16 protein-coding genes are annotated in these 15,629 nt (G+C 47.0%); 12 read left to right on the top strand and 4 right to left on the bottom strand.

Going from position 1 to position 15,629, the window contains the following annotated elements:
* Positions 1-8 precede the first annotated feature (8 nt).
* The gene (locus K7B07_RS25865; protein WP_223713446.1) at positions 9-908 is read left to right on the top strand and encodes a class I SAM-dependent methyltransferase; all 900 of its coding nucleotides are present in this window, start codon (positions 9-11) and stop codon (positions 906-908) included.
* Here the strand turns inward: K7B07_RS25865 and K7B07_RS25860 are convergent.
* Both K7B07_RS25860 and K7B07_RS25855 read right to left on the bottom strand, forming a co-directional pair.
* The gene (locus tag K7B07_RS25860) at positions 905-1,753 is read right to left on the bottom strand and encodes a glutaminyl-peptide cyclotransferase (protein ID WP_223713445.1); all 849 of its coding nucleotides are present in this window, start codon (positions 1,751-1,753) and stop codon (positions 905-907) included. The two genes, K7B07_RS25865 and K7B07_RS25860, sit on opposite strands and share 4 nt — an antisense overlap.
* 47 nt (positions 1,754-1,800) lie before the next feature.
* On the bottom strand, positions 1,801-2,637 hold the full coding sequence (locus K7B07_RS25855) for a glutaminyl-peptide cyclotransferase (protein WP_223713444.1): 837 nt from the start codon (positions 2,635-2,637) through the stop codon (positions 1,801-1,803).
* Positions 2,638-2,824: 187 nt separating this feature from the next.
* Between K7B07_RS25855 and K7B07_RS25850 the strand changes: the two genes are divergently transcribed.
* From K7B07_RS25850 to K7B07_RS25840, 3 genes are all read left to right on the top strand, one after another.
* Positions 2,825-3,295 carry an Lrp/AsnC family transcriptional regulator gene (locus K7B07_RS25850; RefSeq protein ID WP_223713443.1) on the top strand — a complete coding sequence of 157 codons (471 nt, stop codon included), beginning with the start codon at positions 2,825-2,827 and terminating at the stop codon, positions 3,293-3,295.
* Positions 3,296-3,299: 4 nt separating this feature from the next.
* Positions 3,300-4,301 (top strand): EamA family transporter, encoded by a 1,002-nt coding sequence (locus K7B07_RS25845; protein WP_223713442.1) that lies wholly within the window; start codon positions 3,300-3,302, stop codon positions 4,299-4,301.
* Positions 4,302-4,403: 102 nt separating this feature from the next.
* Positions 4,404-6,131 carry a phospho-sugar mutase gene (locus K7B07_RS25840; protein WP_223713441.1) on the top strand — a complete coding sequence of 576 codons (1,728 nt, stop codon included), beginning with the start codon at positions 4,404-4,406 and terminating at the stop codon, positions 6,129-6,131.
* A 68-nt stretch (positions 6,132-6,199) separates the two neighbouring features.
* On the opposite strand, the gene K7B07_RS25835 is transcribed toward K7B07_RS25840, so the two are convergent.
* Entirely contained in the window at positions 6,200-7,843 is a 1,644-nt protein-coding gene (locus K7B07_RS25835; protein ID WP_223713440.1) for an FMN-binding glutamate synthase family protein, read from the bottom strand.
* 122 nt (positions 7,844-7,965) lie between these two features.
* Entirely contained in the window at positions 7,966-8,661 is a 696-nt protein-coding gene (radC, locus tag K7B07_RS25830) for a RadC family protein (protein ID WP_223713439.1), read from the bottom strand.
* Between the two features lie 130 nt (positions 8,662-8,791).
* On the opposite strand from radC, the gene K7B07_RS25825 reads away from it, so the two are divergent.
* The 8 genes from K7B07_RS25825 to K7B07_RS25790 all read left to right on the top strand — a co-directional run bounded on the left by K7B07_RS25825 (position 8,792) and on the right by K7B07_RS25790 (position 15,567).
* Positions 8,792-9,745: a ribose-phosphate diphosphokinase gene (locus K7B07_RS25825; protein WP_223713438.1), complete on the top strand. Its 954-nt coding sequence runs from the start codon at positions 8,792-8,794 to the stop codon at positions 9,743-9,745.
* Positions 9,746-9,775: 30 nt separating this feature from the next.
* Positions 9,776-10,354 carry a 50S ribosomal protein L25 gene (locus K7B07_RS25820; RefSeq protein ID WP_223713437.1) on the top strand — a complete coding sequence of 193 codons (579 nt, stop codon included), beginning with the start codon at positions 9,776-9,778 and terminating at the stop codon, positions 10,352-10,354.
* Positions 10,355-10,430: 76 nt separating this feature from the next.
* Entirely contained in the window at positions 10,431-11,006 is a 576-nt protein-coding gene (gene pth / locus K7B07_RS25815; protein WP_223713436.1) for an aminoacyl-tRNA hydrolase, read from the top strand.
* Positions 11,007-11,030: 24 nt separating this feature from the next.
* Positions 11,031-11,642 (top strand): fumarylacetoacetate hydrolase family protein, encoded by a 612-nt coding sequence (locus K7B07_RS25810; RefSeq protein WP_223713435.1) that lies wholly within the window; start codon positions 11,031-11,033, stop codon positions 11,640-11,642.
* A gap of 61 nt (positions 11,643-11,703) precedes the next feature.
* A complete protein-coding gene (locus K7B07_RS25805) occupies positions 11,704-12,036 on the top strand; it encodes a hypothetical protein (RefSeq protein WP_223713434.1) in 333 nt (110 codons plus the stop codon).
* An 83-nt stretch (positions 12,037-12,119) separates the two neighbouring features.
* Entirely contained in the window at positions 12,120-14,513 is a 2,394-nt protein-coding gene (locus tag K7B07_RS25800; protein ID WP_223713433.1) for a TonB-dependent receptor, read from the top strand.
* A gap of 59 nt (positions 14,514-14,572) precedes the next feature.
* Entirely contained in the window at positions 14,573-15,067 is a 495-nt protein-coding gene (locus K7B07_RS25795; protein WP_223713432.1) for a thioredoxin family protein, read from the top strand.
* A gap of 23 nt (positions 15,068-15,090) precedes the next feature.
* Positions 15,091-15,567, top strand: coding sequence for a DUF4442 domain-containing protein (locus K7B07_RS25790; RefSeq protein WP_223713431.1), 477 nt, complete (start codon positions 15,091-15,093; stop codon positions 15,565-15,567).
* Positions 15,568-15,629 lie beyond the last annotated feature (62 nt).

Below are 15,629 nucleotides of genomic sequence, written 5' to 3'. Positions count from 1 at the left end.
TTAATTGAATGTCCCAGGTTCATTACACCGCCTGCCCGGTTTGCGGAGGAACGCAGATCCGGCCGGTTTTTTCAGCAAAAGATTATACGGTAAGCGGGGAATTGTTCCCGATAGTAGAATGCGGATCCTGTACACTTCGTTTTACCCAGGATGTGCCGGACCAGGATGCGATCGGGCCCTATTACAAGTCGGAAGATTATATCTCGCACTCCAATACCAGCAAAGGCCTGGTAAGCCGTATGTACCAGAAAGTGCGCAGCCGTACGATGCAGCAAAAAGCAGCATTGGTGGAAAAGTATACGCATCTGCAAAAAGGGCATCTGCTTGATCTGGGTTGCGGTACCGGTACTTTTTTAAATACCATGCAGGGCAGGGGATGGAAGGTTACCGGCCTGGAGCCGGATGCTGATGCCCGCCGGATGGCAGCACAGCTTTACCAGCTGGAGGTAAGTCCTTCGCACGAGTTGTTCCGGCTGGAGAAAGCACAGTTTGACGCAGTGACGCTATGGCATGTACTGGAGCATGTACATGAATTGAACGATTATATCAACCGGCTTAAAGAAATACTGAAACCCGGTGGGGTATTGTTTATTGCCGTACCGAATTACACCAGCCGCGATGCCGCAACCTATCAGCAATACTGGGCGGCCTATGATGTGCCCCGCCACCTGTACCATTTTTCTCCCCGGGCGATGCAGGTGTTGATGGAGCGACACGGGTTCCGGATCGAAAAACTGCTGCCGATGTGGTATGACAGCTTTTATGTGAGTTTGCTCAGCAGCAAATATAAAAGCGGAAGTACCCGGTTTGTTGGCGCAGGACTACATGGACTTGCATCCAATATTAATGCGGCGGGAAATACAAAGGAATGCAGCTCGGTGATCTATGTAATTAAAAAGAAGCCTTAATTCCCAAACCGGACCTCATACAGCTCCGGCCATTTTTTTCCGGTGATATAGATCTTTTTGGAATCCTGATCATAGGCAATGCCGTTGGGAACATCATCCCGTGGATTGAGCTCCGGAGCGATTTTTTTGATCCTGTCCCAGATGGGAGTGACGTCAATCCTTCCGGTTACCCGTCCGCTGGCCGGATCAATTTTAAAAATATAAGGTTGCCCCCACTGGTTGGCATATATTGCCCCATTAATAAATTCCAGCTCATTAATGGAATGAAGGAAATCGTCGTTTAACATTACCGGAAGGGTTCTTAACAGCCGGAAGGTATGTGGCTCATAGAAGTAGAGATTACTGGTGCCGTCACTCAGGATAAGCTCTTTTCCGTTGTTGGTCAGTCCCCAGCCTTCAGTATTGATCGTTGATTCTTTAAGTTTTTTGAAGTGCATATCATAAATGAAAACTGTATGCCCGGTCCATGTAAGCTGATAGATTGTATCGTTTAAGATTGTGATGCCTTCTCCAAAATATTTTTTATCGAGATCCAGGGATCTCAGGATCTTCCCATTATTTATATCGAGCTCCAGTAGTCTGGATAGTTTACTGCTGACAATGTTTGAATCATTGCCGCCGGTGCCTTCATACATCCGGCCTTTATAAACGATAAGTCCCTGGGTAAAGGAAGTTGTATCATGTGGTAGTGTACGAATGACAGAAAAGTCAATTTTTTTTATTCCATCAGAGGTGAGAGAATCCGGAGATGTGTTGTTTTCCTCTTTATCTGTAAAGGTACAGGAAACAAAAAATAGCGGAAACAATACCGCTGTTGTCAACAAGGAAAGGAGCTGTCTTATCATTGATACGCGTGCAGTTTAGAAAAAGTTCCACCTAATTCTCGAAAGCCTTAATTCCCAAACTGGACCTCATACAGCTCCGGCCATTTTTTCCCGGTGATATAGATCTTTTTGGAATCCTGATCATAGGCAATACCGTTGGGAACATTTTCGGTATTCTTTGCATCCCTGCTCTTCAAGCGGTCCCAGATGGGGCTCAGGTCAATTTTTCCTACAGCCAAACCGCTTGAGGGGTCGATTTTAAAAATATAAGGACGGTTCCATTGATTGGCATAGATAAAGCCATCAATAAATTCCAGCTCATTGATAGAGTCCAGGAAGTCGCCGTCTGCCGTTACCGATTGGGTGCGCAACAGCTGGAAGGTGGCCGGATCATAATAATACAGGTTGCTGGTACCATCGCTTACGATCAGTTCCTTGCCATCTGTTGTAATGCCCCAGCCTTCCGTATTGATTGGAAATTCCTTTACTTTCTTAAAGTCGGGAAGGGTATAGACGAATACCACTTTTTCCCTCCAGGTAAGCTGGTATACCGTATCGTGCAATATGGTGATGCCTTCTCCAAAATATTTTTTGTCCAGCGTTAGGGTCTTTTCTGCTTTGCCGGTTTGCAGGTTTACTTTTATGAGTTCGGAAGCCCTTCCCTCGGGCGCATAGTCAGCACCGCCGGTTCCCTCATAAAGCTGGCCTTTATGGATCACCAGACCCTGTGTGAAGGATTCGGGGTCGTGCGGGTAGGTATTGATAACGGAGATGCCGATGTTCTTAACCGTACTGGCAGTACCAGGTTCCACAGGCGTCGCTGGTGTTTTCGTATCATTGCTATTGCAGGATGCTAACACCACAGCTGCGATCACTGGTAAGGAAAAAAGGAAACGCTTTGTCATAATCACTTGTTTGTGGCCCGCAGGCGGGTGCAAAAATAACAAACTTAAAAGAATAAACGGGCAGGAAAAACGAAAGCCGGTTCGTGCTGTGTCCTTATTGGTTCAGAATTATTGTCTTTTTTAGAACTGATTGTAGAATAATATTCGGAAAATTTATTTTTATTCAGAATATTATTTAAATTTGGTCATGCAAACAATTGAAATCAACCTGGATGAAACAGACCTGGCCATTTTGCGGCTGCTGCAGGAAGATGCCCGTATCACCAATGTAGCGTTGGCGGGCCAATTGAAGATGGCGCCGTCTGCAATGCTGGAGCGGGTAAGAAAGCTAGAAGAAAAAGGGGTGATCAAAGGGTACAGCGCAGCGATTGATCCGCTGGTAATTGATAAGGACCTGCTGGTGTTTATTTTTATTAAAACCAAGGATAGTTTTGCGGATGATAAATCGGCCCGCGCGCTGGCTTCCATCCCCCAGGTGATGGAAGTGCATCATATTGCGGGGGATGATTGTTACCTTATCAAGGCAAGGCTATCGAGCCCCACAGAGCTGATGGAGCTGAAGCGGTCGCGTTTCAGTAAAATTGCGAATATCATTTCCATGCGCACCACCATCGTTCTGGAAACCGTAAAAGAATCTTCTCACATTTCAATCGACTGATTTTATGACACAGAAAAAAGCACCTTCCGTATTATTGGTGGTGCTGGCATTTGCCGCAGTATATCTTATCTGGGGATCTACGTATTTTTTTATAGAAAAGGCTGTGAAGTTTATACCTCCCATGCTGCTGGGCGGATTGCGTTTTGTAACCGCCGGCGTTATTATGCTGGCCTGGGTAGCTTTGAAAGGCGAAAAAGTATGGAACCGTTCTGCTATTTTACATTCCGTATGCAGCGGTGTATTGATGCTTTTTGTAGGCAACGGGGCTGTGATATGGGCGGAGCAATACCTGCACAGCTCTTTTGTGGCGATCTTCCTGGCTTCTGCACCCATCTGGTTCCTGGTATTTGATAAACAGAACTGGTCGGAAAATTTTACCAATAAGTTTACACTCCTTGGCGTATCGATCGGACTGCTGGGGGTGATCGCCCTGTTTTATGAAAAGATCACCGGGGATAACAGCAAACAGGGATGGATCCCGCTGCTGGCGATTTTTATCGGCAATATCGGATGGGTGGCTGGTTCCCTTTATTCAAAATATAAGGTCAAAAATATTTCGCCATCGGTGAACTCTGCCTGGCAGATACTGTCTGCCGGGATCATATTCTTTATTGTGGGGTTTGCAGACGGCAGTATAACAAGGGTGAACTGGTCCGGGATTCCCATGGAAGGCTGGGGCGCGCTGCTGTACCTGATCGTTTTCGGGTCCATCATTGCTTATAGTGCCTATGTATACCTGTTGAGCGTACGCAGCGCCACGCAGGTGAGCAGCTATGCTTATGTAAACCCCCTGGTGGCGGTGCTGCTGGGCGTTTTGCTGAACAACGATCAGCTGACAGCGCTGCAGTTAAGCGGTCTGGCAATTATTTTATGCAGTGTGTTTTTTATCAACCTAGCTAAAAAAGAGCAGGCTAAAAAAAATGCGCGTTTAAATGAACAGAAAGAAATCGCACCTGTGCCGGTTGTGGAAAAGGAAGGTGTAGCCTGTGAAGAAAGCCGCTCCTGAACTTTAAGGGTGAAAAGAAAAACGGGTTTAAAAAAATGTCGGTATCCCAATTTTCTGTAGATAAATTATGATTATCTTCAAACCTGTAAAAAATATCGGACTATGGATAATGAGATACAGCAGAAGGTTGATCAATGGTTGCAGGGCAATTATGATCAGGAGACAAAAAATGAGATAGCGAAGCTTCAGCAGGAAGATCCCAAAGCATTGGCGGACGCGTTTTACCAGAACCTGGAGTTTGGTACCGGTGGTCTCAGAGGGATTATGGGCGTGGGAACCAACCGCATGAATAAATATACGGTAGGCATGGCAACGCAGGGGTATGCAAATTATTTGCTGCAATCCTTCCCGGGGGAAGAAGTACGGGTGGCAATTGCCCACGACAGCCGTAACAACAGCCGCTTTTTTGCGGAAACCACCGCACATGTTTTTGCTGCCAATGGTATAAAAGTGTTTTTATTCGAATCATTACGGCCCACGCCGGAACTCTCGTTTGCCATCCGCACGCTGAAATGCCAGGGAGGGGTGGTTTGTACTGCTTCTCACAATCCGAAGGAATATAATGGTTATAAAGCCTACTGGAATGACGGCGGGCAGCTGGTGCCGCCGCATGATAAAAATGTGATAAAGGAAGTGGAAAAAATTGCGTCGGTGGATGATGTTAAATGGAGCGGAGGGGATGCCAATATCACGATCATCGGCAAAGAGATCGACGAGCAGTACATCGAAATGGTAAAAGGGCTGAGTGTGTTTCCGGATGTGATCGAAAAGCAGCAGGATCTTAAGATCGTGTACACGCCGATCCATGGTACGGGCATTACACTGGTGCCACAGGTGCTGGACCGTTTCGGGTTTAAGAATGTGCATATCGTGGAAGAACAGCAAACACCCGACGGGAATTTTCCTACAGTGGCGTACCCCAATCCGGAGGAAACAGAGACCATGAGCATTGGTCTTGCCAAAGCAAAGGAACTGGACGCCGATATCCTGCTGGGGACCGACCCTGATGCCGACCGGGTGGGTATTGGTATAAAAGACAATCATGGACGCTGGGTGCTGATGAATGGTAACCAGACCGCCGTACTGGCATTCAATTACCTGCTGGAAGCCCGTAAAGCAAAGGGGATCGCAACGCCCAACGATATGATCATTACAACGATCGTTACAACGGGCATGGCCGATGCTATTGCCAAAGGCAACGGGGTGCATTGTTACCGGGTGCTCACCGGCTTCAAATGGATCGCGGAACTGATACGGGAAAAAGAAGGGAAGGAAAACTACATCATAGGTGGCGAAGAAAGCTTTGGGTTGATGATCGGCGACCGTATCCGTGATAAGGATGCTGTGAGCGCTGTTGCATTGCTGTGTGAAATGGCGGCATATGAAAAAAATCAGGGGAAGACCTTATTTGAAAAATTGGTCGAGCTGTACATCAAATACGGATTCTATAAAGAGAAGCTCATTTCAATAACAAAAAAGGGGATGGACGGGCAGCAGCAGATCGCTGCGATGATGCAGGATTACCGGGAGCATCTGCCAAAAGAGATCAACGGCCTGAAAGTGGTGCGGGTACTGGATTATCAAAGCAGCCAGTCGACCGACCCGCATACCGGCGCCGCTACGGAGATCCGCCTGCCCCAATCAAATGTGCTGCAATTTGAACTGGAAGACGGCAGCCTGGTTTCGGCGCGACCCAGCGGTACGGAACCCAAGATCAAATTTTATTTCAGTGTGAAAGAGCAACTGCCGGATGCTGCGGCGTTCGATGCGGTGGATAAGCAACTGGATGCAAAGATCGACGGGATCATTGCCGCGATGCAGCTGAACTAATAAAAGAATGGTTAATAAAAAAACGGCATTGAAATGATGCCGTTTTTTTTATTAATAAGATCCCGGTGCTACGATGCAGCAATTTTTTCTTTATTTCCTTCCTCGCTCCAGCTGCCCAGGTTGGGCCAGCCCCAATGTGTTTCATCGGCAAATGCGAAATCTGCCTTATGTTTTTCGGGAACCGCTCCGTTTACAAGTGCCCCCTGACGGATGGAAGGAAAGATCTCTTCATAAGTAAACATGGAAGTCAAACTGATCCTGCGGTAAATATGCGAGCGGGAAATATCCTTCATATTGCCAAGCCCGGCAGCGCCCATCAGTTCCACAAAAGTTTTTACGGTGTATTTATGGTAATTGGCAACCCGCAGTTTTTTATCCTCTACAACGAGCCCCCGGGTTAATTTGGGATCCTGTGTGGCCACGCCGGTAGGACAGCGGTTGGTATTGCATTGTAATGCCTGTATGCAGCCAACAGCCAGCATCATGGCGCGGGCACAGTTGCAGGCATCCGCCCCCAGTGCAGCTGCCCGGGCAATATGAAAACCGGTGGTGATCTTTCCCGAGGCAATGATCTTAATATGATGACGGATATTCATTCCTTTCAAAATATCATCAACAAAGGCAAGGCCATCCAGCAGAGGAGCCCCCACATAATTGGAAAATTCCTGCGGTGCTGCACCGGTGCCGCCTTCGCCGCCATCTACAGTGATAAAATCAGGGTAGGTGTCCTGGCTGATCATGGCCTTGCAAACAGCAATGAATTCACTTTTATGACCGATGCAAAGCTTAAACCCGATGGGCTTCCCTCCCGACAGATCCCTCAGCTGTTTGATAAAAGATACCAGTTCGCGTGGTGTACTGAATGCGGTATGATAAGGGGGCGATTCTACCGTGGTGCCGGGTGTTACATGGCGGATACGAGCGATCTCCGGCGTGTTTTTGGCTGCAGGAAGGATACCGCCGTGACCTGGTTTTGCACCCTGTGAAATTTTGATCTCGATCATTTTTACAGCAGGTATGCCTGCTTTTTCAGCGAAAAGGGAGGGCGAAAAATTACCCTGTTCATCCCGGCATCCGAAATAGCCGGTTCCGATCTGCCAGATAACATCACCACCCTGTTTGAGATGGTAGTCGCTCAGGCCTCCTTCTCCGGTATTGTGGGCAAAGTTGCCGATTTTGGCGCCACCGTTCATGGCTTCAACGGCGTTGGAGCTCAGTGATCCGTAGCTCATGGCAGATATATTCAGGATGCTGCCGTTATAGGGTTGCCGGCAATCCTTGTTGCCGAAAACAACACGGGGGTTATGGTCCAGCGTGTTAAAGTTCTTTGGCGCAATGGAATGACAGATCCATTCATACCCCGGGGCATACACATCCAGCTGGGTTCCGAAGGGCATGGTATCATTGTCCAGTTTGGCCCGCTGGTACACGGTAGACCGGTCGATGCGGTTGATCGGACGACCGTCTATATCCGATTCAATAAAATACTGGTAGATCTTGGGACGCAATTCTTCCATTACATAACGCAGCCGTCCGAAAATAGGGTAGATCCTGCGGATGGTATGCCGGGTTTGCAGCATATCGTAATATCCCATAAAAGAAAATATAAGCAGTATCCCAAAAACAACGTACCAGTTCTTGCTGATATACCACGCCAAAAGAAAGGAAACTACCAGGGAAATGACCGAAATGACCAGGAATGTTCGCCTCATAGAAAAAAGGATTATGGATTCTTAAGCGAAAGTAACAATAAAACCGGTTCCGGGCGAGCATAGCGCGAAAGGACCTGTACAACCCGGTTGTTCCTGATTTTTAACAGCGCTGTTCGCTCGTTTCAGCTGTGCAACATCCCTTCGTCTGCAAAGCTGTAATATCCTTCGTCGCTTACAATAATATGATCCATAACACGGATATCCATAAAGGCGGCCGCTTCCCGGATCTTATTGGTCAGAAAGGCATCCGCCCTGCTGGGCGACAGGTTGCCGGAGGGGTGATTGTGGGCAAGAATAATACCCACCGCGTTTTTTTCAAGGGCTTTTTTCAGGATGATTCTTGGGTCGGCAACGGTTCCTGTGATGCCCCCTTCGCTGACAATTTCAAAGTGGATGACTGCATTTTTTTGATTCAGGAAAATAACAGCGAAAACCTCATGGAGGTAGTCCATCAGCCGCCCCCGCAAAAAGGCCCCGATCTCCTTACTGGTATTTACTACGGGTAATTGTGGCAGGCCGCCGGTTTGCCGGCGGCGGCCCAGTTCAAGAGCGGCGCTGATGGTTACGGCTTTGGCTTTGCCGATGCCTTTTATTTTCATAAAATCGGCCAGGGAATGTTTCCCGAGTTTGTTCAGGCTGTTGTCTCCGAGCTGAAGTATTTCTTTTGCCAGACCTACAGCAGATTGTTGAGGGGTACCGTTCTGGATAAGAATGGCCAGCAACTCCGAATTACTAAGTGCGGCAGCTCCCTGATTGATAAGTTTTTCACGCGGACGGTCGTCTTCCGCCCAGTTTTTAATGGCATTTGTGTTTTTCATCCATACAAGTTACAGAATAATTGCTGTTGAAAAAATTTTTTTAATGAGCCGCATTTTGCTTGGAATTTTGCTGCGGTTATTAATATCTTCGCCGCTCATTTAGTAACAAATGGAGTCTCCACATTTAACTATGCATTCAGCCAAAATATTTGCCGGTACGGCATCGCTTCAGTTAGCGGAAGAAATATGCCAGAGATATGGCTGTCAGTTAGGACAAATCCACACACAACGGTTCAGCGACGGGGAAATTTATGTGAATTTTCTGGAAAGTGTTCGCGGCGACTATGTGTTCCTGGTTCAAAGTACCTATGCCCCTTCAGATAACCTGATGGAGCTGCTTTTAATGATCGATGCGGCAAAACGCGCCTCAGCGTATAAAGTGATCGTGGTAATGCCTTATTACGGGTATGCGCGGCAGGACCGGAAGGACCGCCCGCGTGTGGCAATAGGCAGTAAGTTGGTTGCCAATATGTTAACAGCAGCGGGGGCAGACCGGATCGTTACCATGGACCTGCACGCTCCGCAGATCCAGGGGTATTTTGATATCCCGGTGGATCATTTGGACAGCCATGCAGTTTTTATACCCTATGTAGAGCAATTACAGCTGGAAAACCTTACCTTTGCAGCCCCTGACGTAGGCGCAACCAACCGGATCCGGGAAATTGCCACCTATTTCAATGCAGAAATGGTGATTTGTGACAAGCACCGGAAACGGGCAAACGAGATCGCCAGCATGCGGGTGATCGGTGATGTGGAAGACCGGAATGTGGTAATTATTGATGATATCTGCGATACAGGGGGAACACTGGCAAAAAGTGCCGGTTTGTTGATGGAGAAAGGAGCCAGAAGTGTAAGGGCGATGATCACGCATCCGATATTGAGCGGAAAGGCATACGAGAATATCGAAAGCAGTGTGCTGCAGGAGCTGGTGGTTTGTAACACCATTCCACTTCAGCATTCCAGTCCGAAGATAAAGGTGATCTCAGTTGCAAACCTGTTCGCGGTAGCAATTAAACACGCTTTTGAAAATAAGAGTATCACAAGTCTTTTTGTACACTCTAATTTAAGGACATCGAATCCATAACAAGTAAGTAAATTAAAAACAAACATAAAAATGAAAACAATTACAATCGAAGGACAACTGAGGACCGAGTTTGGCAAAAGAGCCACCCGCCAGGTTCGCTCTCAGGGCGCTGTGCCTGCTGTAATTTACGGGGGTGCTAAAGAAATCAATTTCAGTGCGCCGGCAGCAACATTCAAAGGACTGGTTTATACTCCCAACTTTCAGTTGGCTGAAGTAAAGCTGGATGGTGCAACTTACAGATGTATTTTGAAAGATCTGCAATTTGACAAAGTTACTGATGAGCTGATCCACGTAGATCTCCTGGAACTGGCAGAGGATAAGAAAGTGATCGCTACGATTCCGATCAAATTCACCGGAAGCGCAAAAGGGGTGAAGGACGGCGGACGTTTTGTTTCCAAGATCAAGGCACTTAAGGTTAAAACATTTCCGAAATTTTTGCAGGAAGTGATTGAAGTACCTGTAGACGACTTGGAGATCAATGCCAACATCCGCGTGGAAGATGTAAAAGCGGAGAATATCGAGATCCTGAACTCTCCCCGTATTCCTATTGCCTCTGTTGTAATGACAAGACAGTTAAGGCAGGAAGAAGCAGCATCAGCAAAAAAATAATTTTTTAGCAAAGCTTAAAAAAGCCTGCATCAAATTGATGTAGGTTTTTTTATTTTCAATAATTTTGATAAACGGGATGAAATATTTATTAGCAGGTTTAGGAAACATTGGAAATGAATATGCACATACCCGGCATAACATTGGTTTTGATGTGATCGCCGCATTTGTTCACAAGCATGGCGGAGAATTTCGAAGCGACCGACTGGCTTATGTGGCAGAAGTAAAAATAAAAGGCCGTACCGGTATTTGTATTTGTCCTACCACCTATATGAATCTTAGCGGAAAAGCGCTTAAATTCTGGTTGGAGAAAGAAAAAATCCCGTTGGAACGTTCCCTGACCGTGCTGGATGACCTGGCACTTCCGTTATCAAAAATGCGGATAAAACCCGCAGGCAGTGATGGTGGACACAATGGATTAAGGAGTATACAGGCGGTGTTGAATACAACTGCGTATCCGAAATTAAGATTTGGAATCGGCAATGCCTTTCCAAAAGGGATGCAGTCCGAATTTGTGCTTGGAAAGTGGGGAAGGGAAGAGGAACCGCTCGTAAAGCTGAAAGTCGATAAGGCGGTAGCAGCCATCGAAACATTCCTGTTTCAGGGTATCGAAGCCGCAATGAATGAAATAAATAGCAAAGAGTTTACGTTGTAAAGACAAATTAAATCCTACTGTATTATGAAAATTATTTGTATTGGGCGGAACTATGCAGCGCATGCCAGGGAGCTGGGCAATGAAATTCCGGAAGATCCCGTGGTTTTTTTAAAGCCGAAAAGCGCACTGTTAAGACCTCATTTGCCTTTTTATTACCCTGAATTTACCAATGAACTGCACTATGAAAGCGAGCTGGTCATCCGGGTATCCAAAAACGGCCGGTATATCAACCGGCGATATGCCAACCAGTATTATGACGCCATTACCCTTGGGATCGATTTTACGGCCCGGGATCTCCAAAACGAATTGAAAAAGAAAGGATTACCCTGGGAGAAAGCAAAAGCCTGGGATAATTCAGCGGTTATCGGTAAATGGCGCCTGGTAAGCGATTTTGAGAATATCAAAAGCATCAATTTCGGGCTTTATAAAAACGACGAGCTGGTACAGCACGGTAACTCCTCAAAGATGATCCACAATTTTGAATCAGTCCTGTCGCACGTCTCCAAATATTTTACGCTTAATATCGGGGATCTGATCTTTACCGGAACTCCCGAAGGCGTTGGAGAGGTGGTAACAGGCGATGTACTGGAAGGCATTCTTGAAGACGAGAGTGTATTTCAGTTAACTGTAGAATAAAAAAGGTATTTTTTTCCTGATACGGAAATATAGCTCTATTTTTGCAACGGAGATTCAAAAATTGAGCAGCAGCAAACGCATACGGACATTTTTAGGATGGTTATTGCTGGTGGTTTTTACCACCGGGGTTACCCCCAAGATTTACCTGCATGATGCACTTGGTCATCACCGGGATCAGCGTTTTAGCACGGGAGATCAGCAAACCATCCGGGCCTTTGAATACAGCTGCGGTTTTGTAAACGTAGAAAGTACTTCCCCTTTTATTGAGGCGGCACCACTGGTATTGCGCAGTACAGCAATACAAAGGGAGCAGCTTCCTGTTGCCCGCATATTGGATCTCCCTCGCCAGCTTTTTGCCCATACCGCCCTGAGAGGCCCTCCTTATTACATTTAATAGATAATGCCAACCTGTTAAAAACGGTACAGTCAATGGTTCCCTGAGCCATTTTACTATCTGTTCTATTATTAAATGTAATTATGCAAAAGAAAATATTGGGACTTATTGTCCTGCAGTTGATTGTTTTTATTATGGGGCATGCAGCTCCATTGAAAGGAAATGAAGAAAAAGCACCGGCCGGAGGATCGCTTAAAGGAGTGGTTACCGACGCGCTTACCGGGCAGCCGCTGCCGGAAGCTACTATTTCTGTTCCCGACCTGAAGCTGGATGTTACTACCGGGAAAGACGGTTCTTATCTGATCCGTTCATTGCCCAATGGCCGGCTTGTTGTGACGGTTTCCTATGTAGGGTACAAGTCCTTTGTGGGTACCGTAACAGTAAAGGGTGCCACCGTTCAGGATTTTAAACTGGCGGTATCCGTAGTGGAAAATGAAGCGGTAGTGGTTACCGGCGTATCTTCTTCAACCCAGTTGAAACATGCGCCCACGCATATCTCTGTATTGTCGCAGAAAGAGCTGCAACAGTCATCCGGCACCGGTCTTTTAGATGCGGTGGCAAAGGTGCCGGGCGTGTCCATCATCACAACCGGTCCGGCAATTGCCAAGCCTTCTATACGGGGCCTTGGTTATAACCGGGTGGTTACACTCAATGACGGGGTCCGGCAGGAAGGCCAGCAATGGGGGGATGAACATGGTGTGGAGCTGGATGAATACAGTGCACAAAAGATCGAGGTGCTCCGCGGACCGGCTTCCCTGATGTATGGAAGCGATGCGATCGGAGGGGTGCTGAATATCCTGACCAATGTGCCGGTGCCGGAAAATACGATAAAGGCCAACCTCTCCGGAAGCCTCAACGGCAATAACAATATGCAGGGCGGATACGCGAATGTGGCGGGAAATATAAACGGGTTTAACTGGAACGCATACGGAAGTCTTAAAAGCGCGGGCGATTATAAAAACCGCTACGATGGTGATGTGCTGAACAGCCGCTTTAATGAAAAGAACTTCGGGGGCTACCTGGGACTGAATAAATCCTGGGGCTATTCGCATCTTATCTTTTCCAGTTTTGACCAGCATGTGGGCCTGGTTGAAGGAGAGCGGGACGAAGAAGGCCGGCTGGAGCTGGAAGGATACGAGCCCGGAGATAAACAGTTGACCGGAAAAACGCCATTGATTCCCAGCCAGCGTATACAACATCTTAAGGTGGCCCTGGACAATAGTTTTTCTTTAAACAATGGCAGCCGTATCACAGCACTGGTGGGATTTCAGCGCAATCAGCGCAAGGAATTCGGGGATGTTGAAACGCCCGAAGTACCGGAAGCCTATTTTGATTTAAAAACCATCAATTACAGTGCGGCTTATCATTTACCGCTTATCAATGGCTGGAAGACTTCTTTTGGAGTGAACGGAATGAGCCAGCAGAACAGCAACAGGGCGGATGAGGCGCTGATCCCGGACTATCGGCTTTTTGATGTTGGCGTGTATGGCTATACTTCCAAAACCGTTAACAGTACTACTATTAGCGGGGGACTGCGGTTTGATAACCGTAATATCAGCAGCAAGCTGACCTATGAAGACGGTGAGGAAAAATTCGAGCCTTTTACCAGGAGTCTTTCCAGCTTCTCCGGAAGCATTGGGCTGGCGCATGATTTTAATGAGCATATTACGTTGAAAGCTAATGCCAGTAAGGGTTTCAGAGCACCAAATATGGCAGAACTGTCCGCCAACGGCGTGCATGAGGGGACGTTTCGTTACGAGATCGGGAACCGGGAGTTGAAAAGTGAGGATTCCTATTCCTTCGACCTTGGCCTGGATGTGAATACCGAGCACGTTTCACTGAATGTATCTCCCTATATCAATCATATCAATAATTATATCTATTATCAGAAATTGCAGAACAGTGCAGGCGTTGATTCCGCAATCGGGAATTTGTATGTCTATAAATTCACACAGCAAAGCGCCAATCTGTATGGGGTGGAAGCCACGCTGGATATACACCCGCATCCACTCGACTGGCTGCATTTTGAAAATTCATTCAGCTGGACAAGAGGCGTGTTTACCAATGCTGTTGATGGTTCGGACAATCTTCCCCTGATCGCGCCGCTGCGATTGCTGACAGAGCTGCGGGCAGAATTTCCTACACAGTTGAAAGCCTTCAGAAATTTCTATGCTAAAGTGGAAATGGACAATGTGGGCGCCCAGAACCAGTACTTTTCCGGTTATGATACGGAAACGGCTACACCGGCTTATACCTTGTTCAATGCGGGCATCGGAAGCGATATCTACTGGGGTGGAACAAAACGGGCGGTGGTTATCCTGGCAATGAATAATATCGGGGATGTGGCCTACCAGCAACACCTGAGCCGGTTGAAGTATGCTCCCGAAAACCCGGTTACGGGCAGGGCGGGGGTATTCAATATGGGCAGGAATTTTACGGCCCGGCTCATCCTGCCGTTCGCCTGGAAAGTAAAATAAGCGTTCTGTTGATCTGTAATTATATTTGTTGTTGAATTACCCGGTCAACATCAAACAATATGAAGCAGTTTTTATTTTTATCCATCGCATTTGTAAGCACAATTGCTGCGGGTGCACAGGATCTTAAAACATTCCGGATCTACCGGCCGGATGAAGATGCCCGGGAAGGAATCCGTAAAGCGGTGGTTACAGCAAAGAAAGAAAACAAACATGTACTGGTGCAGATCGGTGGCAACTGGTGCATCTGGTGTGCAAGATTTTACCAGTTTACAAAAACGGACCCTGTTGCGGATTCGATTATAAAAAGTGCCTACGTGGTATATCATCTTAATTACAGCAAGGAGAATAAAAATCTTCCGGTGCTGGCAGATTACAGTTATCCCCAGCGCTTTGGATTCCCGGTATTCCTGGTATTGGACAAGGAGGGCAAGCTGCTCCATACTCAAAACTCCGGATACCTGGAAGAAGGTAAGGGATACAGTAAGGATAAGGTGGCGGATTTCCTTTCCAACTGGACACCTGATGCCCTGGATCCTCAGAAATATAAGGAGTGATTTCATCCGATCAAAAACACAGTATGAAAGCAACCGACTTTTTAAACATTTTAAAACATCCTGTACGATACAGGATGTTTTTATTATCAAAACTGCCCCTTGCATTATGGGCCGGACTCCGGATCCGCAAAGCGGATGCTGACCAATGTACGGTATCCGTACCTTATAAATGGATGAACAAAAATCCGTTCCGGTCTACTTATTTTGCAGCATTGGCCATGGCTGCGGAATTAAGCACCGGGATCCTGGCAATGGCAGCTACGCTGGATCAGCCGGCAAAAGTAGCGTTGCTGGTGGTAAAGCTGGAATCTGAGTTTTTCAAAAAGGCAACAGGTATAACCCTTTTTACCTGTGCCGATGGTGCGGCATTGCTTGAAGCGGTACAGCGTGCCGTAAATGAAAAACAACCGCAGCAGTTTGCTGCAACATCCAGCGGGGTGAATGCAAACGGAGAACTTATTGCAACCTTCCGTATTACCTGGTCGTTTAAGGCAAAGTAGGGTTAAAATAATGATAAAGGAATGGGATATAAAATTCTTTCTTTATCTTGTTGGATAAATTA

It is taken from the genome of Niabella beijingensis (genome assembly GCF_020034665.1).
In the GTDB taxonomy this organism is placed as follows: Bacteria; Bacteroidota; Bacteroidia; order Chitinophagales; family Chitinophagaceae; genus Niabella; species Niabella beijingensis.
This window is presented reverse-complemented; position numbering and strand designations above follow the sequence as displayed.

Coding starts and splice junctions, on each gene's coding strand:
- K7B07_RS25865 (WP_223713446.1), top strand. CDS start 9: ATGTCCCAGGTTCATTACACCGCCTGCCCGGTTTGCGGAGGAACGCAG.
- K7B07_RS25860 (WP_223713445.1), bottom strand. CDS start 1,753: ATGATAAGACAGCTCCTTTCCTTGTTGACAACAGCGGTATTGTTTCCG.
- K7B07_RS25855 (WP_223713444.1), bottom strand. CDS start 2,637: ATGACAAAGCGTTTCCTTTTTTCCTTACCAGTGATCGCAGCTGTGGTG.
- K7B07_RS25850 (WP_223713443.1), top strand. CDS start 2,825: ATGCAAACAATTGAAATCAACCTGGATGAAACAGACCTGGCCATTTTG.
- K7B07_RS25845 (WP_223713442.1), top strand. CDS start 3,300: ATGACACAGAAAAAAGCACCTTCCGTATTATTGGTGGTGCTGGCATTT.
- K7B07_RS25840 (WP_223713441.1), top strand. CDS start 4,404: ATGGATAATGAGATACAGCAGAAGGTTGATCAATGGTTGCAGGGCAAT.
- K7B07_RS25835 (WP_223713440.1), bottom strand. CDS start 7,843: ATGAGGCGAACATTCCTGGTCATTTCGGTCATTTCCCTGGTAGTTTCC.
- radC (WP_223713439.1), bottom strand. CDS start 8,661: ATGAAAAACACAAATGCCATTAAAAACTGGGCGGAAGACGACCGTCCG.
- K7B07_RS25825 (WP_223713438.1), top strand. CDS start 8,792: ATGCATTCAGCCAAAATATTTGCCGGTACGGCATCGCTTCAGTTAGCG.
- K7B07_RS25820 (WP_223713437.1), top strand. CDS start 9,776: ATGAAAACAATTACAATCGAAGGACAACTGAGGACCGAGTTTGGCAAA.
- pth (WP_223713436.1), top strand. CDS start 10,431: ATGAAATATTTATTAGCAGGTTTAGGAAACATTGGAAATGAATATGCA.
- K7B07_RS25810 (WP_223713435.1), top strand. CDS start 11,031: ATGAAAATTATTTGTATTGGGCGGAACTATGCAGCGCATGCCAGGGAG.
- K7B07_RS25800 (WP_223713433.1), top strand. CDS start 12,120: ATGCAAAAGAAAATATTGGGACTTATTGTCCTGCAGTTGATTGTTTTT.
- K7B07_RS25795 (WP_223713432.1), top strand. CDS start 14,573: ATGAAGCAGTTTTTATTTTTATCCATCGCATTTGTAAGCACAATTGCT.
- K7B07_RS25790 (WP_223713431.1), top strand. CDS start 15,091: ATGAAAGCAACCGACTTTTTAAACATTTTAAAACATCCTGTACGATAC.